Here is a 26,880-nt window from a genome sequence, read left to right on the forward strand (position 1 = left end):
CTAATGAAGAAACTACTTTCCACTAACTACCAGGACTGGGCATTTCACACCATGATGTTTCTGATGAGGCTCACATTCGGCGGTCTGATGCTGGTAAATCACGGATTTCAGAAACTTGTCAAATATCCAAACCTTCAATACAAATTCAGTGATCCGTTCAATATAGGTTCCCAATGGTCGTTGTTATTGGTGATCTTTGCAGAAGTTTTTTGCTCCATCTTACTTATTGCCGGACTCTTCACCAGGCTTGCAGCCATCCCTCTTGTTATAGCGATGGGCGTAGCCTTTTTCCTGGCACATAATCATGATTTTAATGAAGGAGAAAAGGCGGCATTATTCTTTACCGGATTTATATCCATTTTACTTTGCGGAGCGGGTAAGGCAAGCATAGACAGTATGATGGGAAAATAATTATAGAATATGTACATAACAGAAACGCAGGTTCGGGTAAGGTACGCAGAAACAGACCAGATGAATGTGGTGTACCATGGTAATTATGCCCAGTATTTTGAAGTGGCGCGTGCCGAAAGTATAAGACATCTCGGATTCACCTATAAGGATATGGAGAAAATGGGGATCATCATGCCGCTGGTTGAATTACATATTAAATACTTAAGACCGGCGCACTATGATGATCTTTTAACCATTCGAACAACGTTAAAGGAATTACCGCAAGATCATAGGATCGAGTTTCATCATGAAGTATTCAACCATGATCAGAAACTATTGACCATTGGGAGGATCGTATTATATTTCGTAGAAGCCGGCACCATGAAGAAAACTACCATGCCAAAGAAACTCTTTGAAAAACTGGAGGGTTATTTTAACTGATCCAGAAGCTGGAACATTTTCTTTACAACCGTAGCTGAGCTGCCGGAATAATTGTTCACCATGATGGAGATCGTGTATTCTTTACCGTTTGCTGCTTTATGGTATCCTGCATAAGCCCTGGCACCATTGATAGAACCACTTTTAAGTTTCATGCCATTATACACGGGCAGTGATTCATAAAAGGAGGAATACCAGTTTGCTTTGCGGGCATATTGCAGACTTTGAACCAGGGCCATGGCAGTGATTCTGTTCTGGGGAGAGAGACCACTACCATCAACAATATTGATGGCATCCGCGGAAATTCCCTTCTTCTCGCAATACGACTTTATAATTTCTACACCGGCACTGGTTGATGCCTCTCCTTTGCTCTTCCACCCAATAGTTTTCACAAATGCTTCCCCATAAAGATTAATACTTTTCCGCATGAACCAGTAAATCAGGCTGTCAAGCGGCGGTGATTGATGAATATATAATTCCTTAAGATCTTTATTATGTTCCACCATACTTTCTTCAACTTTAATTGAGGCCAGATCCAATGCTGTATGCAGTTCTTCCCGCAATTGTAATGGCGGCAATGGATGCGCACCTGATATAGAGAACCGGTTCTCGCCTGGGGGAATAGTTCCCCTTATTACAGCGGAACTGGTACCTGGAATAAAATAAACATATGCATTATCGCCGCTTCCCTTAGCCCCTGCACGAAGCATGGAAGATAAATGTATCCCTTTAAGTGCGGGAGAAGTTGATACGATCTCAACAGCAGCGCCAACGTGGTTTCCAGAGCGGAGAAAAATATCAAACTGGTTCTCATGCCAGTTAATTTTTTGTGCACCTGCACCATAATAATTTGCGATATCCTGCCAGATCCATCCATCCGGAACGGCTTCATGATTCCATCCCGTTGTATCCGTAATGATGTTTCCCTTTATCTTTTTTATGCCATTACGGTTAAGAGCAGCAATGATAATATCCAGTATGCGGGCAGGCTTAGTTTGTTCATAACGCCAGCTTCCCAAACTCGGATCGCCACTGCCCCTGATGATCAGATCGCCATCTAACAACTTGTTCGCTATTGTACCACTATAACCGAAAATTGTTTTATACCGATATGTTTTACCCAGCATTTCAAATGCGGATACACTTGTCAAAACCTTGAGGGTACTGGCAGGCATTAATCCCACCTGCCCATTGTGATCAAAAACTATTTTGCCTGTGGAAGCATCTGCAACAACCATGGCCCAGGTTGCGTGTTTAAGTTGGGGATCGGCAGAAAACTTTTTGGCCGCTGCCGCGAGTGAGGATGGCTGTGAATAAACTGAATTTGTGGCAGTGGTCAGAACCATCACGAACAGAGGCAGGTATTTGAACAGGTTTATTTGCATGGCGGGAAATTAGTATTTCCTGCGGATGCAGCAGCATCATTAAATGGAATTAACTTTGAAACCATATAAAGGACAATGCAAAATATCAACGCTACCATTATAACTATTGGAGATGAATTACTGATTGGTCAGGTAATTGACACCAACAGTGCCTGGATGGCCCAGGAACTCAATAAGGCAGGTATTCGTGTGAGCAGAAGAGTAGCGGTGGGCGATGACTGGGAAGCCATCTGGAATACCCTGGAAACTGAAATGAGGTCGGCTGAAATAATATTAATAACAGGAGGACTGGGTCCAACGGCAGATGATATAACCAAGCCATTGTTATGCAAATTCTTTGGGGGGAAAATGATGACCGATCAGCGGGTACTGGCGCATGTTACCCACCTGTTTGAAAATGTTCTGGGAAGACCAATGATCGAAAGAAATGCTAAGCAGGCAGAAGTACCGGATGTTTGTAAAGTGCTTCATAACAGCAGGGGAACTGCACCAGGCATGTGGTTCGAAAAAAATAACTGCATTGTTGTTTCACTTCCCGGGGTGCCGCATGAAATGAAAGGACTGATGACGGAGGAAGTAATACCCGAACTGATCAAAATATTTAAGCGTCCTGTTATACTGCACAAAACATTACTTACTTCCGGAATAGGAGAATCATTTCTTGCGGAAAGGATAAGTGAATTTGAACAGGCTTTGCCAGATCATATTAAACTTGCATACCTTCCACATTATGGAATGGTGAGGCTTCGGTTGAGTGCAAGCAGTTATGATGCAGCTCAGTTAACAAAAGAGATTGATGAGCAATTCCATAATTTACAATTGCAGCTGGCTGATGTATTGGTTACGAATCAGGATGAGTCACTTGAACAAGTGATAGCGCGTCAACTGGTTGCATCGGGCAAAACCCTGGCAACCGCTGAAAGTTGCACAGGAGGATATATCGCCCACCTGATAACATCAATGTCTGGATCAAGCAGGTTTTATTCCGGCTCTGTTATCAGTTATTCCAATGATATAAAAAAGCGAATCCTTAATGTTCCTGCCGAAACACTTGATCAGGAAGGAGCAGTAAGCGAAGCAACAGTTAAACAGATGGTGCTTGGTGCTCTCGAAATAATGAGGACCGACTTTGCAATTGCAACTTCCGGAATCATGGGGCCTGAGGGAGGTAGCGAGGGGAAACCTGTTGGTACTGTATGGATAGCCGTTGGTGACGCCAATGAAATCATCACCCAGAAATTCCATTTCCGCTATGACAGGAAAAGAAATATTGAAATGGCAGCGGCAAATGCCTTAAACCTCCTTCGAAAATTCATTATAGATCAGGTGAAGATCTAAAAAACTAACAGTCATTAACATTAGTGCCAAATCCTTACCTTTGGCCACAAATCATAAGATATTTATGGCGATTGTTGACCTTCTGATGCCAAAAATGGGAGAAAGTATCATGGAAGCCACTATTCTGAAGTGGCTCAAAAATCCCGGCGATAAAATCACACAGGACGAAACCCTTCTGGAGATCGCAACAGACAAAGTAGACAGCGAGGTTCCCAGCACAGCCGAAGGGATCATTGAAGAATTATTATATAATGTAAACGATGTGGTTCCGGTGGGTACTGTAATTGCACGGGTGCGTACAAACGTTGAAGATAGTGTTTCGCCTTCCGGCAATACACCTGTGTTCAATGAAAACCAACCGGTTGAGCAGGTTGCACAACCCTCCTCCTATACACCCGATTATGCTGAAACAGTTCCAGCAGATGCACCTCATACAATACAGGCAGCAGGTAACAGGTTCTATTCTCCCCTGGTGTTGAATATTGCTGCAAGCGAAGGTGTTTCCATGGTGGAGTTGGAAGCTATGCCCGGTACTGGCAATGAAGGAAGGGTTACAAAAAAAGATATTCTTCAGTTTGTTCAGGATAAGCGTTCGGGTAATCAACCTGCAGCAGCGCAACCTGCAACACCTGCAATTTCAACTCCTCAGGTACCCAGCACTACTGCACCACAACAGCCAGCACCTCAGCCACCATCGGTTAGAGCTGAAGCACCATTGAGTTCATCAGTTAATGGTAATGTTGAGATCATTGAAATGGACAGGACACGTAAACTGATTGCTGACCATATGGTCAAAAGCAAACATACCAGTCCCCATGTTACCAGTTTTACGGAAACGGATGTTACCAATCTTGTATTGTGGCGCGATAAAGTAAAGAGTCAGTTTGAAAAACAGGAAGGAAGCAAAATAACTTTTACCCCTCTGTTTATAGAAGCCATTGTTCGTTGCATAAAGAAATATCCACTGATCAACAGCAGTGTTGATGGTGACAGGATCATAGTAAAGAAGGATATCAATATAGGAATGGCTACAGCCCTTCCAAATGGCAACCTGATAGTTCCGGTAATCCGAAATGCAGACCAGCTTAATCTGGTGGGATTGGCAAAGCAGGTGAACGGAATGGCCGAGAATGCGCGCAATAACAGGCTCAGGCCCGATGATACACAGGGTGGAACATTCACCCTCACCAATGTAGGCACATTTGGCAGCCTGATGGGTACGCCAATTATTCCACAACCGCAGGTTGCCATCCTTGCCGTGGGTGCAATTAAGAAGAGGCCGGTTGTTATTGAAACAGCACAGGGTGATTCAATTGCTATCCGCCATATGATGTACCTGAGCATGAGTTATGATCACAGGATCATTGACGGTAGTTTGGGTGCTACTTTTCTTACCGCGGTAGCAAGAGAGCTCGAAAATTTCGACCCCAACAGGAGTATATGATTGATATAATAATTATTGTGAAGGCTGACCAAATTTCTCCCGGAGAAAGGTCAGCCTTTTTCCTTTTACCAAAACGATAAAAAGGTTATCATAGGCAGTATCGGGCAGATCCTTAAACTCTTCTTTTCCCATTAGACCATTAACAAGATCATCCACAGTATTGCTATGTCCTACAATAAGTACATTGCCTTTTTGTGATCTTAACTTTGTGATCAAACTACTATCAACTTTTGCATACTGTTGAACTTCCAGCTTTTTATCAGCAGCCACGCCGGCGGCAGTGGATAATGTCCTGACTGTATTGGTTGAGAAGATGGCATCGATCTTTTCGGCAGAAAGCCTTTCTTTTAATGCAAGTGCGCGTTGGTTGCCTGCCGCAGAAAGTGGAGGATCATTGGGTGTATTCATTACTATTCCATCTGATGGCTGGGCTTTTTCTGCATGGCGGACAATGAAATATTTCTGTGTGCAGCTCGTTATACTTAGGATACTTAAGAGGATCAGGAAAGGAAAAAATTGCCGCATAACTTTACTTTAACGGCAATTTCAGTAAATTATCCTAAAAATCATCTGCCATGAAAACATTATCTCAAACATGGTTTGCAGAAGGATATATTGACTTCGAGCTAAAAAAGTATACACTGTTAGCCTACCTGCAGGAGGTGAATCGCAACTTTAATGAAAACCGTCTTTACCCCCAACTTGCGGATGTAATATTTCATTATCATAACCTTGTGCGTTTCCGTGAGAACAAAAAATTCCTGCAGGAACAATTTCCCAAAAAATTAAGCGGGGTTCAGATTGAAAATCTTCAATTGCTCTACGAACAAATGATTGAGGATGATGAACTGATGGAGGAACTGGAAAATATAATAGGATATGCAGAGGGCCAGATAAAAGGCACTATCCAGAATGGTTCCCAGATTTATGAATTTGTAGAAGAGAAGATACAGATCGAGCCGGTAGGCCTGATTCCCCTTGACAATAAAGAAGGATACTTCTTTCTCAGCACAGGATCAGGCAAATCAACACAGATCTATTACTATCGTTTAAGCATATTCGAAAAACATGATGAACAATATCGCGCAATAAAAACAACTTATATAACAGAATGGCAGCGATCGCTCAGCAATAGTTTTGAGAATATGAAAGTGACGCTTATCAAAGAAAAAAAAGAGCTGCCCAATCCTGCAGTTTACAATATTGAAGCAGCCCTTTCCTTTCCACTTGAAGAAACTCTTTTACCAATTGCCAAAAGGTGCCTGGTACGGTATATTTCTTAATCGGATAATCCCCAGTCGATACCTTTCTTAGTGGCGGGGATCCCTTCTGCCATCCATCTTGGAGCAGGAGCACCTTTAAGATAATGGTCAAAGAACTGCGCCATACGAATTGTCCAGTCTTTCCTGTTCCTCCTCTCAATTATTCCATGCAATTCATCATTATAATTCACCATCCAGACAGGCTTCCCTAGTCGGCGCATTGCACTGAACAGTTCGATACCCTGGTACCAGGGCACTGCGTCATCTTTATCGTTGTGCAAAATCAGTAAGGGTGTTTTTATTTTATCGGCTTTGAATAGCGGTGAGTTCTTGATATAAAGATCAGGTTTCTGCCAGAGGGTGGCTCCCAGCCTGCTTTGGGTACGTTCGTATTGGAACTGCCTGCTGATACCCGTTCCCCAGCGAATGCCTCCATATGCGCTTGTCATATTACTGACGGGCGCGCCGGCTTCGGCAGCAGCAAACATGTTGGTACGGGTTACTATATAAGCAATCTGGTAACCGCCCCAGCTATGCCCCTGCAAACCCATTTTTGTTGAATCAACCCATTTAAAACGGGAAAGATGCTTTGCGGCTGATACAACCGAATTATATGCATCATCACCCGGCTGACCGGTCTTGTAATATATGTTCGGATCAAACACAACATATCCATTGCTGGTGTAATAGGCAATATTCACGGAAGCCCTTACCGGCATCGGCTCTATATAACGAAAACGATTATCCGCATTCTTTTCATAGAAGTAAAATATAACGGGGTATTTCTTTGATGGGTCCAAATTCTCTGGCTTATACAGCAATCCCTCACTCATTTTACCATCGAACATCTTCCATTTTAATAACTCTACCGTAAACCAGTTATATTGTTTCTGCCGGGGATTGAGATCACTGATCAATGTTGCATTTGAAGAGTCTGAAACACCTGTAAATGTTGTTTGATAAATATTAACAGCAGAAGGGGTTTGCCTGTCAAATATTATGGTTTCCGCATTCTTCGATTTTTTTACCCCGGCCAGGTAGGCATGTTGAATAGCAGGCTTTCCTGAACTAAATCGGAAGGAAGATCCAAGCGTATGAACCTCCCAACCAGAACCCTTTGAACGGTTATCAAACAGGTTTAAAAGAATCTTCTGGTTCTTCTTAATAAACTTTTCATCCGTATCTGTATTTACGTAGCGTATTGTTATTTCATTTTTGCGTCCGCTGGCTCCGGTAATACAAAGGGGAGCAGCTGCCTGGGCGGGGTCACATTTCCAGATATCATATTTATCATAGATAAAAACTGCCTCGTCATTTTCGAGCCATCCCATTAATCCATGTGGGGGCGGCGAATCCGGATGATCATCCTCTTCATCAAATAATGGTACCGTGATGCCTTTGGTTATACTCCTTATTGTGGATGCGTTACAATCATAAGCCATCCAGTTTCTTTTATCACGGTCGTACCAGTAAATGTATTTTCCTGCGGGAGAAATCCGACCTCCTCCCCTAACTTTATCAGCGATCAGTTTTCGATTACCGGTATTGAGATCAACAACATATAGCTTCACCATGCCATCCATTGCCCATTGCTGTTGAACCCTGTACCCTTTTGAACTGCTGGCAATGGCATACCTTCCCACTCCTTCTGCAGATGGAGTTACCAGCTCAAGTGTATCTTCCGCAAGCCTGATCATCTTATCATTTTCCCATAGCGTGAGATAACTTCTTCTTTGTTCATTATTCAATTGCACCAATTGCTGCGGCTGCAGATAATCATCCTTATAATGCCAGATATCCAGTTTTGCCGTTTCGAAATCAACCAGCGTGGTATCTTTTACCAATGGAGCAGGTGCGGTGCCAAAAAATAAGCGTTTACCATCCTTGCTGAAATAATTGGTAAAATGGGGACTAATCACCCAACCCGCCGGCAATAAAGAACTGTAGGCATCTAGTTTTTTTACGGCTGTATCTGACCCTTTATCATGGATAAACAATGAATAAAATTTCTTTAACGCTTTCTGTGAACTGTCACGGTCAGCTACAAAGGCCAGCCGGTTTCCATCTTCTGAAATGGCATATCCTTTTGCATCCTTAAAATCGTTAAGAATGGTTTTAGTAAGTCCACTGGTCAGATCATGCTTTAATACCATTGGAGCTGTTTTGTTATCCCCGTTTCTTCCAGTTGTTTCAACCAGTAAAACATTTCCCTTTTTATTAAAAAAGAACTCGCTTACCAACAAAAAGCGAATCTCTTTTCCGGAATTAAGGTCAAGTAAAACCAGGTCCGTTCCTTCTTCGATCTTCTCTTCTTTTTTACTGCCGGCGATATCAGTGGACTTTGTGGGTTTTAATACAGAAAGGCCTTTTTGGTTAGCCTCTGCAACCTTATTCCGCAAACTATCAGCAACTCTTGCAAGGCTGTCTGCTTTCCTCAATAAGTTTTTAAGCTGTTCTAAAGAATCGGGAGCAGCCGCTTTAGCTACTGTTTTACCTGTATGATAGGCAAGCCATGACCCGCCCTCTTCCGGCATTTTATAAGATTTGATATCGGGAATCTTTCTGATACTATCCATGCCCAGGTAAACAATTACCAAAGAATCCTTTGGCATATCAGCGGCGGGCTTCTTTTTGATTCTTGCCTCCCTTGTATCCTTAAACAATGGCTTGATGCGGGCAACCAGGTATTTACTATCACCACTGAAAACAGCCTGGTAAGCGCGTGGAATAACGCGGCTATACTTGCCATCGGCCGACCTTAGAATCAATTCGCCATCACCCTCCTGAACATTTACACCATAAGCCAGGTATCGCCCATCATCAGTAACCAGCTTCTCGCCTACCTGCTGCCAGGAATCATATACAGAATGATCAAGTGGTTTCTTCTGGGCGATGGATACACTACTAAAAAATACCAGGGCAAAAAATAACAATCTAATGTTCATAAGCTGGAAGTTAAAACTAAAAATAAATCAAACTTTGTTCAAATGGTTTTGTTGAAGCATCTGCCTGATCATTCGTTATGAAAAATAAACTACTCCTGCTTATTCTGTTTGTTTTTGAAGCTATTTTTTCCAGTGCACAGTCAACCGGGACTGTGTCAGGCACCGTAATTGACATGTCTACCCAATTACCCGTGGCGGGCGCCACAATTACCATCGATAATCTTACGAGCGGGGCCGTTGCAGATAGTAATGGCCGGTTCAGGGCTACTGACATCCCCACCGGTTCCTATAATATTACCTGCACTGCGCTGGGTTATAAATCAACAACCAGGTATAACCTAATAATCAGTTCCGGAAATGAACAGGTCATAAGTTTTGATCTGGAGCCTGAAGCTTCGGTGCTTAGTGCCGTTATAGTAAGTGGCAGGAAAAGAACTGTAAGAGCTGCTTCTATTGAAACGCCACTATCTGTACAAAGACTTACGACGGAGGAAATCAAGAGCAATCCCGGAGGTAATTTTGATATCAGCAGGGTTATCCAGTCGCTGCCCGGCGTTGGAGGCACCTCAGGAAGTGTTGGAGGTTTTCGGAATGATATCATCATCCGTGGAGGAGCTCCTAATGAAAATGTTTATTACCTCGATGGAATAGAGATCCCCGTCATCAATCACTTCGCCACCCAGGGTAGTGCAGGTGGACCAACCGGCATACTAAATGTTTCTTTTATTGAAGATGTCAAATTAAGCAGCTCTGCCTTTGATGCCAAATATGATAATGCTTTATCGGGCGTATTCCAGTTCAAGCAGAAGAATGGCAATAATCAGCGGACGCAGGGAAACCTGCGATTGAGTGCTACAGAACTAGCTTTAACGCTTGATGGACCGCTGCACAAAGAAAAAGCCATTACATACCTGGCTTCAGTAAGACGATCCTATCTTCAGTTTCTATTCCAGGCAATTGATCTTCCGATAAGACCAAATTATTGGGATTTCCAGGCTAAGATCAACTACCCTATCAATAAAAATACCACGCTGACCTTTCTTGGAATTGGTGCATTAGATGAATTTAGTTTTGCGGAACCAAAAGATGCGACACCGGAAAAATTATATGTTATAAATTCCAACCCATCGATCCAGCAACAGAGTTATACGCTTGGACTTTCACTCAAAAAAAATATTCCGGGGGGGGTCTGGACGCTGGCGCTTTCCCGAAATCTCCTGAATAATGAACTGGATAAATTTGAGAACAATGACCTTCCCCGCGAAGAAGAAAGAATACTTGGCGTGCGATCTTCAGAAACAGAAAACAAACTGCGCTTTGATCTCAGCAGGTCGGCTGGTGGCTGGAAATTCACCTATGGCGCAATGGCACAATTGGTAGATTTTAAAAACAACACCTTCAATGTAATCCGAAAACCAATTGAGGATGAAAATGGAGAAATTGTTCAGCCGGGTAATACTATTAATTTCCAATCACCTATCGAACCCTTCTTTAGAACAGGGTTATATGCGCAGGCCAGTAAACGTTTCGCAAATGAACGGCTTGCAATCAGTGCAGGAATAAGAGCCGATGGCAACAGCTACACCGACGAAGGGATGGATCTATTGAAAACAATATCTCCAAGGGTATCATTCTCGTATGTACTTGATGATAACTGGACTGCTAATTTTTCTGCAGGAAGATATTTTAAACTCCCGCCATTTACTATACTTGGATATGCTGATGAAAGCGGGAAACTGGTAAACCGGGGAGCGGATTATCTGCGCAATGATCACCTTGCGGCAGGGTTCGAATATATACCCAATGAAGTGACAAGATTTACTATTGAAGGTTTCTATAAATGGTATGATAATGTTCCTGTTTCTGTACGCAATGGTATTTCATTATCCAATGAAGGCGGTGATTTTAATGTGCTGGGAAATGAAGAGGTTAGTACTGACGGAAAAGGCAAAGCCTATGGAATAGAATTTTTTGCACAACGAAAACTGACCAACCGATTTTTTGGCATCTTATCATATACTTTATTCTGGAGCAGGTATAGCGGATCAAATCAAATACTTATTCCTTCTTCGTGGGACAACAGGCATTTACTGAGTATTACATGGGGCTATAAGTTTCCGCGAAACTGGGAATTGGGCCTGAAGTTCAGATACCAGGGTGGTGCACCTTATACACCGTTTGATGAGATAGCATCCAGAATCAATTACCTCTCACAGGGAACAGGAATTCCTGACTATTCATTACTAAATGCGAGGCGACTAAATGCTTTTAATGTAAGCGATGTAAGGATTGATAAGAAATGGAATTTTAACCGTGTTAGTTTAAACCTGTTTCTTGATGTTTCAAACTGGTACAGAGCCGCATCGCCTGCTTATCCTCAATATACATTCAGGAGAACAGCGGACAATTTTGCATTTGAAACAACCGACGGGCAGGCTGTAAAAGCGGATGGATCAAACGCCATACCTATCCTGCTTGGAAACGATGATCCAAGTGTTATTCCAACATTAGGATTCATTGTTGAATTCTGATCAGGTTATAGCTTTTGACCTGTTCCGGTAAACCCTTAACATCTGGATGCAAACAGCAAGAATGATGATAAATAATCCGGCATAAAAATTCCATCCCAGCATCTTGTTTTCCTGATATACAATGAATGCCAGCAGGATGCCATAAACAGGTTCGAGGTTAAAGCTGAGGTTCACCGTAAATGCAGATATTTTTTTTAGCGCATGAGCAGATAACTGGAATGCCCATACTGTGCAGAACCATGACAGAAATAAAAGCCAGCCGAAATCAGAAGCTGTGGGAATAATGTGAGCTGGCGGGGAATATTGAAGCCATAATGGAAGTATCAGCGATAATGTTAGGAAACCGCCACTAAGTTCATATGTGGTTAGTGTTTCCACGCTTACAGACTTTAATAGTTGCCTGTTAAGTACCGGAAAAATTGCTGCCAGTAAAGCGGAGATCATCCCGATTATAATGCCTGTTTTAAACCTGGGATCAAAATGAAAGATTATATAAATACCCGCGATCACAAGCAACCCTAATAAGATCTCCTGCGGTATTATCCTACGCCGGTTTAGTAATGGTTCAATGATTGCGGTGAAAAATCCGATTGCAGAAAAACATACTAGCGCTACTGATACATTCGCATACTTTATAGACCCATAAAAGGTGACCCAATGTAATGCAGCAATGAACCCTACTCCGGTGATCTGCAGGATTTGTTTGAAGGAGATCTTTTGAATTTTATTATTCAGGCCAAACAGTAACCATAAAGTAACGGCACTTATAAGCAGGCGATACCAAACCAGTAAGCCCTCATTAAGTGTTATTAATTTCCCGAGTATACCGGTGAAACCGGCAAGGAACACGGCCAGGTGAAGCTTAATAAATGCTGCTCTCATGCGGCGGCTTCTTCACCTTCAACATTCTTCATCCTGCTATGATAATCTTTGAAAAGGCTCTCCCATCTCAATTTGAGCACTCCAAGAATTCCCTCTTTAACAATGCCTTTATGCATTTTTGAAACTCCATATTTACGGTCTTCAAAAATTATCGGGACTTCTTTAATAGTGAAACCAAGTTTCCAGCTCGCGAATTTCATCTCTATCTGGAATGCATACCCTAAAAACCTTATACCATCAAGATTGATGGCTTCAAGCACTTCTTTGCGATAACAAACAAATCCGGCTGTAGTATCTTTTACCGGCATCCAGGTGATCATCCGGGTATACAGACTTCCACCTTTTGATAATGCGATCCGATCCCATGGCCAGTTTACTGTACCACCACCCTTTACATATCTTGAACCGATCGCAACATCGGCACCTCCTGATTTACAGGCTTCATATAAACGCTGCAAATCTTTGGGATTATGGGAAAAGTCGGCATCCATTTCAAATACGAACTGATATCCTTTACGGATCGCCCATTTGAAGCCATGGATATAAGCTGTGCCCAGGCCCAGTTTACCCCTACGCTCTTCCAGGAAAAGCATGCCCTGATAAGTTGATTGAAGATCTTTAACGATCAATGCAGTGCCATCAGGGGAACCATCATCAATAACGAGGATATGAAAATCCTGATTGAGGTCAAATATTGCCTTTATTATACTGGAAATATTTTCCTTCTCATTATAGGTTGGTATGATAACTATCTTTTCCACTACGCAAATTGACCTGCTAAATTAGCTTTAATTAATTCTTCTTAAGAAGCGTTCGGTTAAGTATTTCCGTGAGTTTCTGTTTGGTATGTAAAGGAAAATCACCTTTCATCATCCAATCATAATATTGTGGTTCTGCCTTAAGTACTTCAGCTACCGGCCTGCCCTTATGTTTGCCAAAATTGAAAATCTCGATCCCGTTGCTCAAAATGAATCTCCGGGCAAAATCCACAACCTGGTCTTCACCGGTGAATTTTACAATCGATTCTACAGTATCGCCTAATTGCGGGTAGCGTTCCATTTGTGCCTCCAGAACCTCCCATGTGGCAGTAGCATCCACTTCGGCACTGTGGGCGCCGTCAAGTGACTTATTACAATAGAATTTGTATGCTGCGCTAAGTGTGCGCTGCTCCATCATGTGAAAGATCCTTTGAACATCCAGCATTCTCCTGTTATTCATGTCGAAATCGAGTCCCGATCGGAGAAACTCCTCTACCAGCAAGGGGATGTCAAATCGATTTGAGTTATATCCTGCCAGATCACAGTTTTCGAGGAATTGTTTCAATTCATTGGCCACCTGCCTGAAAAGCGGAGCGTCCTTCACCATTTCGTCCGTTATTCCATGAATATCCGAAGCTCCTGCAGGAATTGGCATTTCCGGGTTGATGAGCTTTCTCTTAACCAGTTTAGAGCCATCTTTTCCAATTTTAACAATTGCAATTTCGACAATCCTGTCGGTCCCCAGGTTGGTTCCGGTTGTTTCAAGGTCAATAAAGGCGATCGGTCTTTGAAGTTGTAAAGCCATGATAAAGTTATTCTAATGAGCCTAAGATAAGGTACAAATGTACGTTTATCTGTCCTGACCAATGATTGAAACCTTGCAGATTCAGATTTTTTATTATTAATTTGCATCATCTGTCGTTTGACAGCTTATAAAAAGGCCTTTGTTACCCTAAACCAATAAAAATACCCCAGGTATGGTATAGGATTTGCTTAGTGCTGCAAACATTTAGAAATATATGAAGACTAGATTCATCATCACCCTTCTGGCGGTTGTACTAGCGCTTGGTTTCACTTCATGCACCACTTCACAGGGCGGATGCAAGATGTCAGCGGGAATGGTTGGTTACAAGTGATAAAATGGACTGGAAAGAACTCAGCAGCTCTGCCCAATTAGCGGAGCTCCATAAAAAATCATTTGAGCGGCCTCTTGTAATATTCAAGCATTCTACACGGTGCTCAATCAGTTCAATGGCAAAGTCGAGGCTCGAAAGATCTAACTCTCCAGAAGAGATAGATTTTTATTACCTCGACCTTATACGTTACCGGCCCCTTTCAGACCAGATAGCGAAAGATTTTGATGTGTGGCACGAATCACCCCAGATCCTGATTATCGAAAATGGCGCCTGCATTTATGATGAGAGTCATACCGGGATTAATATGGCCGAAATTCTCACATCCATTTCCCGATAAATTGCATCAGATCCTGTTTGAATTCAGCATACAACTTTTTAAAAGTGATAACCCTGTCGCGTGCTTCAGGATGATCAGGTAGTTTCATCTTCTGTGCCTGTATATCATTTACATGTAGCACATTTCCTGTAAGTGCATCTTCATCAATGCGGATGTCGTGCATCAATTCATCAAGCACTTCACGTTGTCTTAACATTCTGTTCTGCAACTGTTCCAATCCAACCATTGTATCCCTAGTATTATTCTTACCTGCTATTTCTACAAGGTATTTATCGAGAATTTTGATCTCATCCTTATAAAACTTTAATTCATTCATCCAGAGTTCATTGTCTACATGCAACTCCAGTACTGACTTTGTAAGCTGGCTCATTTTTTTATGGTTTCTATAAAGTTCGTTTTCAGTTTCTTGTTTACCACTGACAGTTCTCAAAGCCGGGGATGACTCTGGTCATTGATAGAGGTGCAACGTTTTTGGATCACATGTAGTCAAATGTGATACAACCTTATCATCATGATTTTAAACCGAATTTCCGGGCTAATGGTTTTAGCCCTTATTCTTACTATGACTGCCTGTACAAAGAATGTATTGAAAGGGTCAGGCAAAATAATTACAGAAGAAAGATCAGTAGGCGCATTTACGGAGATCGAAAACAGTGGACCATTCCGGATAATGCTGCAACAGGCGGCCGAGCGCTCAGTTACCATGACTGGTGAAGACAATGTATTACCGGAGATCACTACAAGGGTTCAGAATGGTCGGTTAAAGATTTATTATGAGCGAGACAATACAAAGCCAAAGCATAGGACAGTAGTTATTTCGATATCCTGTCCGGACATCACCGGACTTCACGATAATGCAAGTGGTAATATAGAAAGTACGGGAGAATGGAACCACCAGGATCTGTTCCTGAATATCAGTGGCAGTGGTGATATCAGATGGCAGGGCAATATGGATGATCTGTCAACAAATATTTCCGGGTCTGGAAATATTGAATTGCGCAGTACTGAATCACTTCAATGTACTATCAGCGGAACTGGAAATATATACTACAAAGGAGAGCCCTCCATATTTTCACAAAACGTAAGTGGTACCGGAAAAGTTTACAAGCCATAGAAAACAGGCACCTGATTAATCAGGTGCCTGTTCAATTTTATGATTCCTGTACAAATCCTTTTTTGACTGCATACATAACAAGCCCGGCCATTGATTTAGCGCCGGTCTTTGTTTTCAGTTTGTCGCGTATAGCCTCTACCGTACGTGGACTAATATCAACTATATCGGCGATCTCTTTGGTGGTCTTTTCTTCACACATCAATTTAAGGATCCTTATCTCTTTATCACTTAGTTGGGTATCTATCAATCCTTCCGGCTCATTCTTGCGGGTACGGAGCCCCGTTAGTAATGCTTTATTAGTTAGCTCGTTGAAATAAAACTCCTGCTCGTAGCAGGTTTTAATGGCCTGGTAGATAGTTTCTGAATCGGAATTTTTCGTAAGGTAAGAATTGGCTCCGATCTCCATGAGTTTTGATATCATCGAGTGATCATTATGCATTGATAGAATGATCACTTTAACATGAGGATTTACCTTTCTGATTTCGGGTAGAGTTGCAATCCCATCCATTATAGGCATTTGGATATCGAGCAATATCACATCCGGTTCAATATGCTTGAGAAGGTTAAGAAGATGCATACCATTGTCTGCTTCGGCAATTAGTTCCACATCTTTTTTAGCCGACAAAGCAGTTTTTACTCCTGCACGGAATAAGGCATGGTCATCCGCAATGGCAACTTTAATTGGGTTATTGGGGTCTGGTTTTTTCATACGGTGAATTTTACGAGATATTGGAGGCCGGGTGCGTGACCTTTACGGAATGCAAAATGAGAAAATTCCTGAACATTCACTATGGTATTAATACGTAAATATACCGTTTCGGAATATACTATTACGAGTTGGGATAATATATTTACGATAGACTTCTAACGTAACTTATCATTCCTGAACTGGTAGATCTACGAAAGGGGAAGTAAATTCCGAAGTAGTGAAATTCAGCATTTCCGCTCTTGTCTCCTTGTAGCATAGCCTGTACATTTGTATTGAAGTTGATTGACGGATCGCAGCCTCAAACCATCCAATGTCCAATTACAACCGTCCAGAACTATTTTTCAATATTCTATGAACATTCCGTGAATCCAATGTCAATCAACTTTCTTTTTTTCTGATATCCACCGAATGACCGGCCGAACCGCCGTCCATTATCCTGAAACCCACCCGACCCAAACCTGAAGAGCGTTAAGTACTGACGATGTATGATGTATTCTAACAGGCCGTATCCCTGTGATTGGGGAATACAGTAAAAACACATGCCTGCTTTGATTGCCACTTGTGCGTAGTAGCGAAGGGGGATTAAATATCATTTGGCCTTATTCAGGAGAATGTTTATGAAATCAGCAGTTACCCTTCTAGGTTTACTTATTCAGTAGTTATATCAAGGCAGGCCTTCTTTGAAAACCAGTTCTGCATAAGAACAAAAAAGGCTGTCCTTTTGGGACAGCCTCTTCTTTTTCTGGAATGTATTATTGGGCGCTTTCGCCTTCACCACCTTCCATCTTCTTTTTCAATTCAGCAAGAACACCAAGATCACCGAGGGTAGCTTTTTCAACCTTGCCCTGGATAGTCTTAACGGCCTTTTTAGTTTTATCAGCATCTGCTTTAGCTTCTTTCTTCACAGCTTCTCTTTCTTCTGCCTTAGCAGCTTCCCAGGTGCGGGTATGGCTGATAACGATACGCTTTTCATTACGATCGAATTCAATAACCATGAACTGGTTGTTCTCTTCTGCGTTTACCTGGCCACCATCTTCTTTATTGAGGTGACGGTTAGGCGCGAATCCTTCCAGTCCATAAGGCAGCTGTACAACAGCCCCTTTATCATCCTTACGGATAACAGTGCCTTCATGAATTGTACCTATAGCGAAAGTATCTTCCAATGTATTCCATGGGTCTTCTTCAAGTTGCTTATGTCCAAGTTGTAGTTTACGGTTGTCCTTATCAATACCGAGGATCATAATGTCAATCCTTTCACTCACCTTGGTATACTCGGAAGGATGATTGAATCGCTTCAACCAGCTGAGGTCACTGATATGGATCATTCCACCAATACCTGGCTCAAGTTCTACAAACACTCCATATGGAGTTATGTTCTTCACAAGTCCGCTATGACGACTGTCAACAGGGTATTTGTTTTCAATCTCGTTCCAGGGATCAGGAGTCATTTGCTTGATTGAGAGGCTCATCTTGCGTGCATCTTTATCAAGTGTAACGATCTTGGCTTCGTACTCATCACCCAACTTGAAGAATTCCTTCGCATTGATTGGGGTATTAGCCCAGGTGATTTCGCTTACGTGAACCAAACCTTCTACACCTGGCATGATCTCCAGGAATGCGCCGTAATCTTCAATGTTTACAACTTTTCCTTTCACTACATTGCCTTCAGAAACACCTTCAGCAAGTACATCCCACGGATGTGGAGTAAGTTGCTTCAGACCAAGGCTGATACGCTTTTTGTCATCATCAAAATCAAGTACAACCACATTCAGTTTCTGGTCGAGCTTAAGAACCTCTGATGGATGATTGATACGGCCCCAGCTGATATCAGTGATATAGAGGAGACCATCAAGTCCGCCAAGGTCCATGAACGCACCGAAATCAGTGATATTCTTAATTGTACCTTCCAGAACCTGTCCTTTTTCCAATTTGCCCATAATCTCTGCACGTTGTGCTTCGATATCGCTTTCAATGAGTGCCTTATGTGAAACAACTGCATTCTTAATGGCTTCGTTAACCTTCACCACTTTGAATTCCATTGTTTTACCTACAAACTGATCGTAATCAGTTACCGGCTTCACATCGATCTGTGAACCTGGAAGGAAGGTCTCCATTCCAAATACATCCACAATAAGTCCACCTTTGGTTTTGCTGGTAACAGTACCGGTAACGATCTCACCAGTTTTGTGTACTTCAACAATTTTCTCCCATGCACGGGTAATGCGAGCTTGTTTGCGGCTCAGGTGCAGGTGACCCTGCCTGTCTTCCTTCTCAACAACCATAACCTCAACTTCGTCGCCGATTTTGAGGCCTTGAAGGTCACGGAATTCATTAAGGGAAATCAGACCATCACTCTTGAAACCAATGTTCAGAACAACATCTGTTTTAGTAAGGCCCACAACCAATCCGCTGATTAGTTCACCATCAGTAATGGCGACAAAGGTTTGGTCATAAACTTTATCATACTTTGCCTTCTCATCAGCACTGTAGGCTGATACATTGCGCTTGTCAATGCTCCAGTCGAAATCGTCGTGGGCAGTAGCTACAGCAACCGGTTCCGGTGCCGGCTCAGGCGCAAGCTCAGGTGCATTTGTTGTCGCTGTAGTTGCCTCTGCTTGTGCAGCTGCAGACTCCTGATCATCAGCGTTTAGTTGTTTTACAAAAAGATTTTGAAACATAAAAAATTCCCGATGGTTTTATTCGGGGCTGCAAAGATAGGCAAAATCCAATTCTGTACTGGCTTTTGGAGGCTAAAATTCAATAAAATCACCCTTTTTTACCTCCTGATTTTCGCTTGCCGCTATTGATTCTGAAGCGATCCAGCCACTGGTCCAAGCATGCTGGAAGTTGAAACCGCCTGTAATTCCATCCACATCCAGTATTTCGCCGGCAAAAAAAAGGTTTGGATGAATTCTACTCATCATTGTATCCGGATCAACCTCTTCCAATTTGATACCTCCTGCAGTTACAAATTCCTCCTTAAAGGTTGTTTTTCCGCTAACTGCCAGTTCCATAGCACTAAGATTTTTTACCAGGCGATTTTGTTCCTTTCCGGGCAGATCACTCCATCGGGTTTCAGCATCGGTTCCACTTGCAACCAGGATATATTCCCAAAAGCGTTGAGGCAGGTTAAATGGATTTCGATTGCCTAATTTCTGGGAGGCCTTTTCAAACCGATACTTTTGAATAAATGCCAGTAAGCTGTTTTCATTATACGAAGGCACCCAGTTAGCTATAACCTTGAAATGCCAGTTAAGACCAGCCAAATGACGGGCTCCCCAGGCGCTTAATCTTAAAACCGCCGGACCACTGATACCCCAATGTGTAATAAGAACAGGTCCCCTTTCTATCAACTTAGTTCCACTGATCTTAAGTTGGGTATCTTGTACAACTACACCCATTAAACTATTAATTTCATTACCCGGGAGGTTAAAAGTGAATAAGGAAGGTACCGGCGTTTCAATAGTATGCCCTGTGTTAGTGAGCCATGAAAACATGGAATCTTTTGGATAGCCCCCACAGGCAATACAGCAATATTCAGCAACAATTTCCTGTCTGCTGGTTTTAATAATAAACCTGGATCCGATCTTCTCAATTGATTTTACTTCATTATTGAGCAGGATCTCAACGCCATATATATTAGCTTCCCTTAACAGACAGTCTACAATAGTAGCAGAATCATCCGATACAGGAAACATCCTGCCATCTGCTTCTTCTTTTAATTCACCCCCCCGATCCGAAAACCATGTAATAGTATCAGAAGGTGAGAAATGTCTGAATGCCTTTCTAAGAAAACGTTCTCCCCTTGGATACTTTTTAGTTAACAAACCCGCTTCAAAACATGCATGGGTGAGATTGCATCGCCCACCTCCGCTGATTCTGACTTTTGATAAAAGCTTACTACTCTTTTCAATTAGGATCACTCTCAGGTTTGGAAGTTTCCTTGCCGCATTTACGGCGCAGAAGAAACCCGCAGCACCACCACCAACCACAACCAGCGTAATCTTTTGCATGACAGCAAAAATAAAGGCAAATGCTGTTGCATCAGTCCCAATCAAAGCCAGGCAGAAAGAAAAAGGTAATTTTCCAGTTGTCACCGGTATTACTGAAATAAATTTTAAAATCGTCTTCAAACAATTCGGAATTACCTTCCTCTTTGATACCTTCATAACGAATATGTCCTTCAGCGTAACCAAGTCCAAAATCACCGTCTTTCCACTCGTATGAAATATTGGAAACCTCAAATTTCAGAGATAAAATGGCTTTGTATTTTCTAACCTGATTTAACAGCTTATCCCTAAAGCGTTTGTATTCAAGAATCCTTCCATCGGGAATTACAGCGTAATCGGCCAACATACATTCTGGATTATTCCAGTTCTGCTGCTGCCAACCATCCATGAAATAAGCAGTCTGCATTTCAATTTCAATTTCGGGATGCGAATGAAATTCTTCATAACAAAAAACTCCAACCAATCCCGGAATTCTAACATCACGAATCTCTTCGTTGAAAAGTTCTTCTGTAATAAACTGATAAATCATCCTGGGATCATATTCTTTCAGTACAACTAAAGAAAGATCATGTTCGCCTAATAAATGAAACATCCTCTCGAGCTCAACTGCTATAGAGTGGTCAGATAAAGAAGCAGCAGGAATAAATGATGGGCTCCCGATAAAATTATAAACGGAGATCAGGGGCGCAACCAATTCATTTGTTTCCACTTCCCGGATCATCTCAAGAAATTCTTTTTCTACTTCCGGGGGCAATTCTGAATAACTGTTAATTGTTGCTCCAAACTCTGCCCGAAGTTTGAGTTTTGAAATCTCATTCTCGATGCGCAAATTTGAGGTAGGGTCCTCATCAAAACAGTCTTCTTCTTTCAGGTTATTCCAGTTCATTGCTGATTATTTTATAATGAAAAATGGCAGCCATCATATTTATTGGCTGGAACAAACATTGCAAAAAAAATAAACCTGGTCAGGAGTGAAAACACCCTATCTGACCAGGTTCAAAAACGGTATTTTAATACCAGTGTAGAACTATGACTTATTAATTTTCACTTATATCAATACGCATAAAATAAATGAGGATTGTTTTTCTCTTCAAGTTCAATTTCTTCAAATGAAGACAGAATATCAGCCTTCCCCCTTCTTATGCAAACAGTATGTTCATAATGAGCTGCGGGCTTGCCGTCTTTTGTTTTGACAGTCCAGCCGTCTTCCTCATACCAAACTTCCTTAACACCCATGTTGATCATTGGCTCGATCGCAATTACAAGACCATCGTGTAATTTTGCACCGCTTCCTCTTTTTCCATAATTAGGTACCTGTGGATCTTCATGAAGGCTTTTACCTAATCCATGTCCTACTAATTCCCTTACTACACCATATTTATGTTTACGTTCTGCAAATTCCTGTATGGCAAAGGAAATATCACCAACCCTGTTGCCAGCAACAGCTTTTTCTATACCCAGGTACAATGACTGTTTGGTAACACGCATAAGGCGCTGAACATCTTCATTGATAGCGCCTAAAGCGAATGTATATGCGCTGTCGCCATGAAATCCATTTTTGTAAACACCTACATCAACAGAAACTATATCACCTTCTTTTAATGCAACGTCATTGGGAAAACCATGAACTACTGCATCGTTTACGCTGATGCAACAGGTAAATGGAAATCCTTTATAATTTTTGAAGGAAGGCTTTGCATTATTCTCAGTTATGAACTTTTCAGCCAGCGCGTCTATTTCAAGTGTACTTATACCGGGCTTAAGAGCCCTGGCAACTGTTGCCAGTGTTTTGCTGACAAGTAATGCACTCTCACGCATCAACTCTACTTCGGCGGTTGTTTTATAATAAATCATACTGTGTAATATTGATTCACCCTAAATAAAAACCCGGCAAAGTTAGTCTTTTGCCGGGTCAATATTATAGATATCAAAAGTTAAATAGGCGTAGTGCTAACTGTCTGACGGCCCTGGATACGACCGGTTTTCATGAGTCCATCGTACTGACGCATCAGCAATTGTGTTTCGATCTGTTGCAGTGTATCAAGAATAACGCCCACCATAATCAACAGTGATGTACCACCGAAGAATGAAGCAAATCCCTGGGTTATTCCAATACGCTGTGCAAATCCGGGTAAAATACCTACCAGCGCCAGCAAAACTGCACCAGGCAAGGTAATCCTATCCATTACGGCACCAATATAATCAGCGGTTGGCTGACCGGGTTTAACACCTGGAATGAAACCATTGTTTCGCTTAAGATCTTCTGCAATTTGTTTCGGATTAAATATCAAGGCAGTATACAGAAAGGTGAATGCAATTACAATCACTGCATATATAACCATATGCCAGGCATCGCGTGGATCAGCAAAAATTTTGGCAATACCCTGACCTGATTCAAAACTTGTATAAGAGAACAAGGTTGGAAGAAACATGATAGCCTGGGCAAAGATAATAGGCATAACACCGGCTCCGTTCACTTTAAGAGGAAGGAACTGGCGCGCCCCACCAAATTGCTTGTTACCAACAATCTGTTTTGCATATTGAACAGGGATCTTACGAACACCTTGTACCAAAACAATCAATCCCATAATAATAGCTACCAGTACCGCGATCTCAATGATGAAGATTAGAAGTCCGCCACCACCGCGGTTGCTCTTCGCTGCCCATTCCTGGATAGCTGACTGAGGTAAGCGGGCAAGGATACCTACCATGATGATAAGTGAGGTACCATTACCCAGCCCCTTATCGGTAATCTTTTCTCCAAGCCACATCACGAACAGTGTACCTGCTGTGAGAATGATAGTTGTTGATAACCAGAAAAACGGCGCATAGCTTTCGAGCATTGCAGAACCATTTACCTGGCGCAGGTAGGCAACATAAGCACCAGCCTGTACTGCAGTAACAGCTACAGTGAGATAACGTGTCCATTGGTTGATCTTCTTTCTGCCACTTTCTCCTTCCTTTTGGATTTTCTGGAATTGAGGAACAAGAATGGTCATCAATTGCATAAAGATAGAAGCAGAAATATATGGCATGATGCCTAATGCAAAAATGGAAGCTTGTGAAAAAGCTCCACCTGCGAATGCATCAATAAGCCCTAAAGCGCCGGATTTGGCACTGTCAAGGTCAATTTTGGAAGGGTCTAAACCGGGCAGAACAATGTGTGCACCGATACGATAAATAAGGATTAGCAGCAGTGTAGTTATGATCTTACTCCTTAACTCCTCAATGCTCCAGATATTCTTCAGTGTCTGAATTAATTTCTTCACGGGTTTTCTGAGATTTAAATGAGCCTCAAATAAAAAGGACGCATTTATGAATGCGTCCGCGCAAGATAAAGAAAATTACTTTACAATTTCAACGGATCCGCCTGCTGCTTCGATAGCTGTTTTGGCTTTCTCGCTAACCGCATTTACTTTGAAAGTAAGTTTAGATTTAAGCTCACCAGTACCAAGTATTTTCACATTATCTGTATGCCCGATGAGGCCATTGATATACAATGTTTCCAGACTGAATTCTGTAATGCTGTATTTCTCAGCAAGCTGATCGATCTGACCAAGGTTGAAGACTTTGTACTCAACCCTGTTAATATTATTAAAACCACGCTTTGGAACACGGCGTTGAATTGGCATCTGTCCACCTTCAAATGCTCTCTTGCTGGAATATCCCGCACGGCTTTGTCCACCTTTATTTCCTTTTGTAGAAGTACCACCTTTACCGGAGGCTTCACCACGACCAATACGTTTTTCGCTGTGCGTTGCGCCTGATGCAGGCTTAAGATTGTGAAGTTTCATCGTTTTCTGATTTTTTACTTAACGGGGAATCACCCCTCGCTTTTAAAATGAATTATGCAAGTTCTTCCACCTTGATCAGGTGTTCAACTTTACGAACCATACCGAGGATCTGCGGAGTTGCTTCTACTTCTTTAGAAGCATTCATTTTTCTAAGACCCAGCGCCTTCAGCGTTTGCTTCTGGCTTTCAGGCCTGTCGATAGCACTCTTTACTTGTGTGATCTTGATCTTTTTCATTAGTCTATGTTTCTAGTCAACAGAGTTTCTGTCAACAGATTAACCATTAAATACTTTCTTCAGGCTAACAGTACGCGTTTTGGCAACCTGGATGGGTTCACGTAAAGTTGCGAGTGCCTTAAATGTTGCTTTCACCACATTATGAGGATTTGCAGAACCCAGGCTTTTGGCAAGTACGTCTGTAATACCTGCACTTTCCAGAACAGCACGCATACTACCTCCGGCTATAACACCGGTACCGTGTGCAGCTGGCTTGATGAGTACTTTTGCGGCACCCTCTTTAGCGAGTTGATCATGAGGAATGGTACCGTGCATTACCGGAACCTTAATGAGGTTCTTCTTTGCATCTTCAATACCCTTTGTAATGGCTTCCTGAACTTCCTTTGCTTTACCGAGGCCATGCCCTACCACTCCTGCTTCATTACCAACAACCACGAGTGCTGAGAAACTGAAAGCCCTACCACCTTTGGTTGTTTTCACCACCCGGTTGATAGCAACCACTTTCTCCTTCAGTTCAAGGTCGCCAGCTTTTATTTTGTTTAAAATTACTTGTGCCATTTATTGCAGAAATTAATTTGTAATATATTATTATAACAGGTGATGAATTAGAAATCGAGACCACCTTCACGGGCACCGTCAGCAACAGCCTTTATACGGCCATGATACAGGCGACCACCACGGTCAAAAACTACCTCTTTCAATCCAAGCTCACTTGCCTTACGGGCAATTGCTTCACCAACCATTTTACTTTTTTCGGTCTTAGTAACCTTTTGTGCCTGGATATCCTTATCACGTGTTGATGCTGAGGCAAGTGTAACTCCATTTACATCATCAATCAGTTGGCAATAAGTATCAGCATTGCTGCGGAACACAGACAGACGGGGCTTTTGCGCTGATCCATTCACCTTTTTGCGGATACGGTATTGGATCTTCTGTCTCCTGATAACTTTCGTTTCCATTTTTCTCTATTTTAAGTTCCCGATACTGCCGGGAGCGATTAGAACTATTTATTATTTACCGGCCGACTTACCAGCTTTCTTACGTACAACCTCACCCACAAAACGAACACCTTTACCTTTGTATGGCTCAGGCTTACGCATACTGCGGATCTTAGCTGCAACTGCACCTAATAATTGCTTATCAATACTTTCCAGGATGATCTTTGGATTCTGTCCTTTTTCAGTAAGGGTGGCAACTTTAAGTTCACTAGGGATCTCAAATAAGATATTATGCGAATAACCAAGGGAAAGGTCAAGAAGATTACCGGTATTGGCTGCTTTAAAACCCACCCCAACTAATTCCATCTGTGCCTTAAATCCTTCTGTAACACCCTTTACCATATTACTCAGCAAAGAACGGTACAGGCCATGCATGGCACGGTGGCGGATCTGGTCAGTAGGACGGTTGATAAGGACCTCGCCATCTTTCACTTCAACTATGATATCACGATCAATAGTCTGCTTCAATTCACCCTTTGGGCCTTTTACTGCTATTACATTATCCTTCCCAACAGTTACAGTAACTCCTTCAGGAATGGTGATCGGTTTTTTACCTATACGAGACATACAAATAAGTTTTGTTTGTGTTTATTGTTTCTGGCTGGATCGGTCAGTCGGGTATAGGACGACTTAATGTATCAGCAACCAGTTATATTATGATTGCGCACCTTATCAGTGCGCAATATTATTAATGAATGTAGCAAAGTACTTCACCACCTACACCCTGCGACCTGGCTTCTTTATCAGTCATCACACCTTTTGAAGTGGAAATGATGGCAACACCAAGACCGTTTTTAACGCGGGTAAATTCTGTTGGCTTTGCATACTGGCGCAGACCTGGGCGACTAACTCTTTCCAAACTATGGATAGCTGGTTGTTTAGTTGATGGATCATACTTAAGTGCAATCTTAATTACACCTTGTTTGTTATCATCTTCGAATTTGTACTTCAGGATATATCCTTTATCATACAGGATTTCGGTGATACGCTTTTTCAGGTTAGAAGCAGGGATCTCCACAATACGGTGACCAGCCATCTGGGCATTACGAATGCGGGTCAGAAAATCTGCTATAGGATCAGTAACCATTGTTATTAATGAGTTGTTGTTTGATAATTGGTTTACAATGCGATATCCTATTTGATATCTACAAAATCAAGGAACCTCACCAGCCTG

At 42.1% G+C, this 26,880-nt stretch carries 27 protein-coding genes; 8 read left to right on the forward strand and 19 right to left on the reverse strand.

The window, feature by feature from the left end; genetic code table 11:
- Nucleotides 1-3 precede the first annotated feature (3 nt).
- Nucleotides 4-411 (forward strand): DoxX family protein, encoded by a 408-nt coding sequence (locus tag HY58_RS12405; RefSeq protein ID WP_039132412.1) that lies wholly within the window; start codon nucleotides 4-6, stop codon nucleotides 409-411.
- A 9-nt stretch (nucleotides 412-420) separates the two neighbouring features.
- Nucleotides 421-831: a thioesterase family protein gene (locus HY58_RS12410; protein WP_039132413.1), complete on the forward strand. Its 411-nt coding sequence runs from the start codon at nucleotides 421-423 to the stop codon at nucleotides 829-831.
- On the opposite strand, the gene dacB is transcribed toward HY58_RS12410, so the two are convergent.
- Nucleotides 819-2,213 (reverse strand): D-alanyl-D-alanine carboxypeptidase/D-alanyl-D-alanine-endopeptidase, encoded by a 1,395-nt coding sequence (gene dacB, locus HY58_RS12415; RefSeq protein WP_039132415.1) that lies wholly within the window; start codon nucleotides 2,211-2,213, stop codon nucleotides 819-821. The two genes, HY58_RS12410 and dacB, sit on opposite strands and share 13 nt — an antisense overlap.
- Before the next feature lie 75 nt (nucleotides 2,214-2,288).
- On the opposite strand from dacB, the gene HY58_RS12420 reads away from it, so the two are divergent.
- Both HY58_RS12420 and HY58_RS12425 read left to right on the forward strand, forming a co-directional pair.
- Nucleotides 2,289-3,551: a competence/damage-inducible protein A gene (locus HY58_RS12420; protein WP_039132417.1), complete on the forward strand. Its 1,263-nt coding sequence runs from the start codon at nucleotides 2,289-2,291 to the stop codon at nucleotides 3,549-3,551.
- 64 nt (nucleotides 3,552-3,615) lie between these two features.
- Nucleotides 3,616-4,995 carry a dihydrolipoamide acetyltransferase family protein gene (locus HY58_RS12425; protein ID WP_039132418.1) on the forward strand — a complete coding sequence of 460 codons (1,380 nt, stop codon included), beginning with the start codon at nucleotides 3,616-3,618 and terminating at the stop codon, nucleotides 4,993-4,995.
- 12 nt (nucleotides 4,996-5,007) lie between these two features.
- Here HY58_RS12425 and HY58_RS12430 read toward each other — a convergent pair whose 3' ends face one another.
- A complete protein-coding gene (locus HY58_RS12430; protein ID WP_052324092.1) occupies nucleotides 5,008-5,520 on the reverse strand; it encodes a histidine phosphatase family protein in 513 nt (170 codons plus the stop codon).
- A gap of 50 nt (nucleotides 5,521-5,570) precedes the next feature.
- Here HY58_RS12430 and HY58_RS12435 point away from each other — a divergent pair, with 50 nt between their 5' ends.
- A complete protein-coding gene (locus tag HY58_RS12435) occupies nucleotides 5,571-6,278 on the forward strand; it encodes a hypothetical protein (protein WP_039132419.1) in 708 nt (235 codons plus the stop codon).
- On the opposite strand, the gene HY58_RS12440 is transcribed toward HY58_RS12435, so the two are convergent.
- Nucleotides 6,275-9,202 carry a prolyl oligopeptidase family serine peptidase gene (locus HY58_RS12440; protein WP_052324093.1) on the reverse strand — a complete coding sequence of 976 codons (2,928 nt, stop codon included), beginning with the start codon at nucleotides 9,200-9,202 and terminating at the stop codon, nucleotides 6,275-6,277. The two genes, HY58_RS12435 and HY58_RS12440, sit on opposite strands and share 4 nt — an antisense overlap.
- 77 nt (nucleotides 9,203-9,279) lie before the next feature.
- Between HY58_RS12440 and HY58_RS12445 the strand changes: the two genes are divergently transcribed.
- A complete protein-coding gene (locus tag HY58_RS12445) occupies nucleotides 9,280-11,733 on the forward strand; it encodes a TonB-dependent receptor (protein ID WP_039132420.1) in 2,454 nt (817 codons plus the stop codon).
- Here the strand turns inward: HY58_RS12445 and HY58_RS12450 are convergent, their stop codons facing one another.
- From HY58_RS12450 to HY58_RS12460, 3 genes are read right to left on the reverse strand one after another with little or no spacing between them, the layout of a single operon-like run.
- A complete protein-coding gene (locus tag HY58_RS12450; protein WP_039132421.1) occupies nucleotides 11,734-12,615 on the reverse strand; it encodes a DMT family transporter in 882 nt (293 codons plus the stop codon). It abuts the gene before it with no gap.
- Nucleotides 12,612-13,376, reverse strand: coding sequence for a polyprenol monophosphomannose synthase (locus tag HY58_RS12455; RefSeq protein ID WP_039132422.1), 765 nt, complete (start codon nucleotides 13,374-13,376; stop codon nucleotides 12,612-12,614). The genes HY58_RS12450 and HY58_RS12455 overlap by 4 nt, the downstream gene beginning before the upstream one ends.
- Before the next feature lie 31 nt (nucleotides 13,377-13,407).
- Entirely contained in the window at nucleotides 13,408-14,178 is a 771-nt protein-coding gene (locus HY58_RS12460) for a 3'-5' exonuclease (protein ID WP_039132424.1), read from the reverse strand.
- Between the two features lie 335 nt (nucleotides 14,179-14,513).
- Here HY58_RS12460 and ytxJ point away from each other — a divergent pair, with 335 nt between their 5' ends.
- Nucleotides 14,514-14,846 (forward strand): bacillithiol system redox-active protein YtxJ, encoded by a 333-nt coding sequence (gene ytxJ / locus HY58_RS12465; protein WP_039132532.1) that lies wholly within the window; start codon nucleotides 14,514-14,516, stop codon nucleotides 14,844-14,846.
- Here ytxJ and HY58_RS12470 read toward each other — a convergent pair.
- Nucleotides 14,827-15,216, reverse strand: coding sequence for a hypothetical protein (locus HY58_RS12470; protein WP_039132426.1), 390 nt, complete (start codon nucleotides 15,214-15,216; stop codon nucleotides 14,827-14,829). The two genes, ytxJ and HY58_RS12470, sit on opposite strands and share 20 nt — an antisense overlap.
- A 141-nt stretch (nucleotides 15,217-15,357) precedes the next feature.
- Between HY58_RS12470 and HY58_RS12475 the strand changes: the two genes are divergently transcribed.
- Nucleotides 15,358-15,960 (forward strand): GIN domain-containing protein, encoded by a 603-nt coding sequence (locus tag HY58_RS12475; RefSeq protein ID WP_082022159.1) that lies wholly within the window; start codon nucleotides 15,358-15,360, stop codon nucleotides 15,958-15,960.
- A gap of 37 nt (nucleotides 15,961-15,997) precedes the next feature.
- On the opposite strand, the gene HY58_RS12480 is transcribed toward HY58_RS12475, so the two are convergent.
- From HY58_RS12480 to rpsH, 12 genes are all read right to left on the reverse strand, one after another.
- Entirely contained in the window at nucleotides 15,998-16,669 is a 672-nt protein-coding gene (locus HY58_RS12480; protein WP_039132430.1) for a response regulator transcription factor, read from the reverse strand.
- 752 nt (nucleotides 16,670-17,421) lie between these two features.
- Complete coding sequence (gene rpsA, locus HY58_RS12485) at nucleotides 17,422-19,347, reverse strand: 30S ribosomal protein S1 (protein WP_039132432.1); 1,926 nt, start codon at nucleotides 19,345-19,347, stop codon at nucleotides 17,422-17,424.
- A 72-nt stretch (nucleotides 19,348-19,419) separates the two neighbouring features.
- Nucleotides 19,420-20,682: an NAD(P)/FAD-dependent oxidoreductase gene (locus HY58_RS12490; RefSeq protein ID WP_039132534.1), complete on the reverse strand. Its 1,263-nt coding sequence runs from the start codon at nucleotides 20,680-20,682 to the stop codon at nucleotides 19,420-19,422.
- Nucleotides 20,683-20,713: 31 nt separating this feature from the next.
- Nucleotides 20,714-21,565: a hypothetical protein gene (locus HY58_RS12495; RefSeq protein ID WP_039132434.1), complete on the reverse strand. Its 852-nt coding sequence runs from the start codon at nucleotides 21,563-21,565 to the stop codon at nucleotides 20,714-20,716.
- Between the two features lie 167 nt (nucleotides 21,566-21,732).
- Nucleotides 21,733-22,533, reverse strand: coding sequence for a type I methionyl aminopeptidase (gene map, locus HY58_RS12500; protein WP_039132436.1), 801 nt, complete (start codon nucleotides 22,531-22,533; stop codon nucleotides 21,733-21,735).
- Between the two features lie 80 nt (nucleotides 22,534-22,613).
- Nucleotides 22,614-23,948 carry a preprotein translocase subunit SecY gene (gene secY / locus HY58_RS12505; RefSeq protein ID WP_039132438.1) on the reverse strand — a complete coding sequence of 445 codons (1,335 nt, stop codon included), beginning with the start codon at nucleotides 23,946-23,948 and terminating at the stop codon, nucleotides 22,614-22,616.
- Between the two features lie 75 nt (nucleotides 23,949-24,023).
- On the reverse strand, nucleotides 24,024-24,473 hold the full coding sequence (gene rplO / locus HY58_RS12510) for a 50S ribosomal protein L15 (RefSeq protein ID WP_039132440.1): 450 nt from the start codon (nucleotides 24,471-24,473) through the stop codon (nucleotides 24,024-24,026).
- Between the two features lie 52 nt (nucleotides 24,474-24,525).
- Nucleotides 24,526-24,708, reverse strand: a complete 183-nt coding sequence (gene rpmD / locus HY58_RS12515) for a 50S ribosomal protein L30 (RefSeq protein WP_039132442.1) — start codon at nucleotides 24,706-24,708, stop codon at nucleotides 24,526-24,528.
- A gap of 39 nt (nucleotides 24,709-24,747) precedes the next feature.
- Nucleotides 24,748-25,266, reverse strand: a complete 519-nt coding sequence (rpsE, locus tag HY58_RS12520; protein ID WP_039132443.1) for a 30S ribosomal protein S5 — start codon at nucleotides 25,264-25,266, stop codon at nucleotides 24,748-24,750.
- 47 nt (nucleotides 25,267-25,313) lie between these two features.
- Complete coding sequence (gene rplR / locus HY58_RS12525) at nucleotides 25,314-25,667, reverse strand: 50S ribosomal protein L18 (protein ID WP_039132445.1); 354 nt, start codon at nucleotides 25,665-25,667, stop codon at nucleotides 25,314-25,316.
- Nucleotides 25,668-25,718: 51 nt separating this feature from the next.
- Complete coding sequence (gene rplF / locus HY58_RS12530; protein ID WP_039132447.1) at nucleotides 25,719-26,273, reverse strand: 50S ribosomal protein L6; 555 nt, start codon at nucleotides 26,271-26,273, stop codon at nucleotides 25,719-25,721.
- Nucleotides 26,274-26,394: 121 nt separating this feature from the next.
- Nucleotides 26,395-26,793, reverse strand: a complete 399-nt coding sequence (gene rpsH / locus HY58_RS12535; RefSeq protein ID WP_039132449.1) for a 30S ribosomal protein S8 — start codon at nucleotides 26,791-26,793, stop codon at nucleotides 26,395-26,397.
- Nucleotides 26,794-26,880 lie beyond the last annotated feature (87 nt).

The sequence above is a fragment of the Flavihumibacter sp. ZG627 genome (assembly GCF_000814325.1).
Lineage (GTDB): Bacteria > Bacteroidota > Bacteroidia > Chitinophagales > Chitinophagaceae > Flavihumibacter.

Bases quoted from the DNA above. Each gene is read 5' to 3' on its own strand.
- dacB (WP_039132415.1), bottom strand. From the start codon at position 2,213: ATGCAAATAAACCTGTTCAAATACCTGCCTCTGTTCGTGATGGTTCTG.
- HY58_RS12405 (WP_039132412.1), top strand. From the start codon at position 4: ATGAAGAAACTACTTTCCACTAACTACCAGGACTGGGCATTTCACACC.
- HY58_RS12445 (WP_039132420.1), top strand. From the start codon at position 9,280: ATGAAAAATAAACTACTCCTGCTTATTCTGTTTGTTTTTGAAGCTATT.
- HY58_RS12480 (WP_039132430.1), bottom strand. From the start codon at position 16,669: ATGAAAAAACCAGACCCCAATAACCCAATTAAAGTTGCCATTGCGGAT.
- rplR (WP_039132445.1), bottom strand. From the start codon at position 25,667: ATGGAAACGAAAGTTATCAGGAGACAGAAGATCCAATACCGTATCCGC.
- rpsH (WP_039132449.1), bottom strand. From the start codon at position 26,793: ATGGTTACTGATCCTATAGCAGATTTTCTGACCCGCATTCGTAATGCC.
- HY58_RS12475 (WP_082022159.1), top strand. From the start codon at position 15,358: ATGATTTTAAACCGAATTTCCGGGCTAATGGTTTTAGCCCTTATTCTT.
- rpsE (WP_039132443.1), bottom strand. From the start codon at position 25,266: ATGGCACAAGTAATTTTAAACAAAATAAAAGCTGGCGACCTTGAACTG.
- HY58_RS12460 (WP_039132424.1), bottom strand. From the start codon at position 14,178: ATGGCTTTACAACTTCAAAGACCGATCGCCTTTATTGACCTTGAAACA.
- HY58_RS12425 (WP_039132418.1), top strand. From the start codon at position 3,616: ATGGCGATTGTTGACCTTCTGATGCCAAAAATGGGAGAAAGTATCATG.
- HY58_RS12495 (WP_039132434.1), bottom strand. From the start codon at position 21,565: ATGAACTGGAATAACCTGAAAGAAGAAGACTGTTTTGATGAGGACCCT.
- HY58_RS12435 (WP_039132419.1), top strand. From the start codon at position 5,571: ATGAAAACATTATCTCAAACATGGTTTGCAGAAGGATATATTGACTTC.
- HY58_RS12430 (WP_052324092.1), bottom strand. From the start codon at position 5,520: ATGCGGCAATTTTTTCCTTTCCTGATCCTCTTAAGTATCCTAAGTATA.
- map (WP_039132436.1), bottom strand. From the start codon at position 22,533: ATGATTTATTATAAAACAACCGCCGAAGTAGAGTTGATGCGTGAGAGT.
- rpsA (WP_039132432.1), bottom strand. From the start codon at position 19,347: ATGTTTCAAAATCTTTTTGTAAAACAACTAAACGCTGATGATCAGGAG.
- HY58_RS12440 (WP_052324093.1), bottom strand. From the start codon at position 9,202: ATGAACATTAGATTGTTATTTTTTGCCCTGGTATTTTTTAGTAGTGTA.
- rplO (WP_039132440.1), bottom strand. From the start codon at position 24,473: ATGAAACTTCACAATCTTAAGCCTGCATCAGGCGCAACGCACAGCGAA.
- HY58_RS12420 (WP_039132417.1), top strand. From the start codon at position 2,289: ATGCAAAATATCAACGCTACCATTATAACTATTGGAGATGAATTACTG.
- HY58_RS12490 (WP_039132534.1), bottom strand. From the start codon at position 20,682: ATGCAAAAGATTACGCTGGTTGTGGTTGGTGGTGGTGCTGCGGGTTTC.
- ytxJ (WP_039132532.1), top strand. From the start codon at position 14,514: ATGGACTGGAAAGAACTCAGCAGCTCTGCCCAATTAGCGGAGCTCCAT.
- HY58_RS12450 (WP_039132421.1), bottom strand. From the start codon at position 12,615: ATGAGAGCAGCATTTATTAAGCTTCACCTGGCCGTGTTCCTTGCCGGT.
- rpmD (WP_039132442.1), bottom strand. From the start codon at position 24,708: ATGAAAAAGATCAAGATCACACAAGTAAAGAGTGCTATCGACAGGCCT.
- HY58_RS12470 (WP_039132426.1), bottom strand. From the start codon at position 15,216: ATGAGCCAGCTTACAAAGTCAGTACTGGAGTTGCATGTAGACAATGAA.
- HY58_RS12410 (WP_039132413.1), top strand. From the start codon at position 421: ATGTACATAACAGAAACGCAGGTTCGGGTAAGGTACGCAGAAACAGAC.
- rplF (WP_039132447.1), bottom strand. From the start codon at position 26,273: ATGTCTCGTATAGGTAAAAAACCGATCACCATTCCTGAAGGAGTTACT.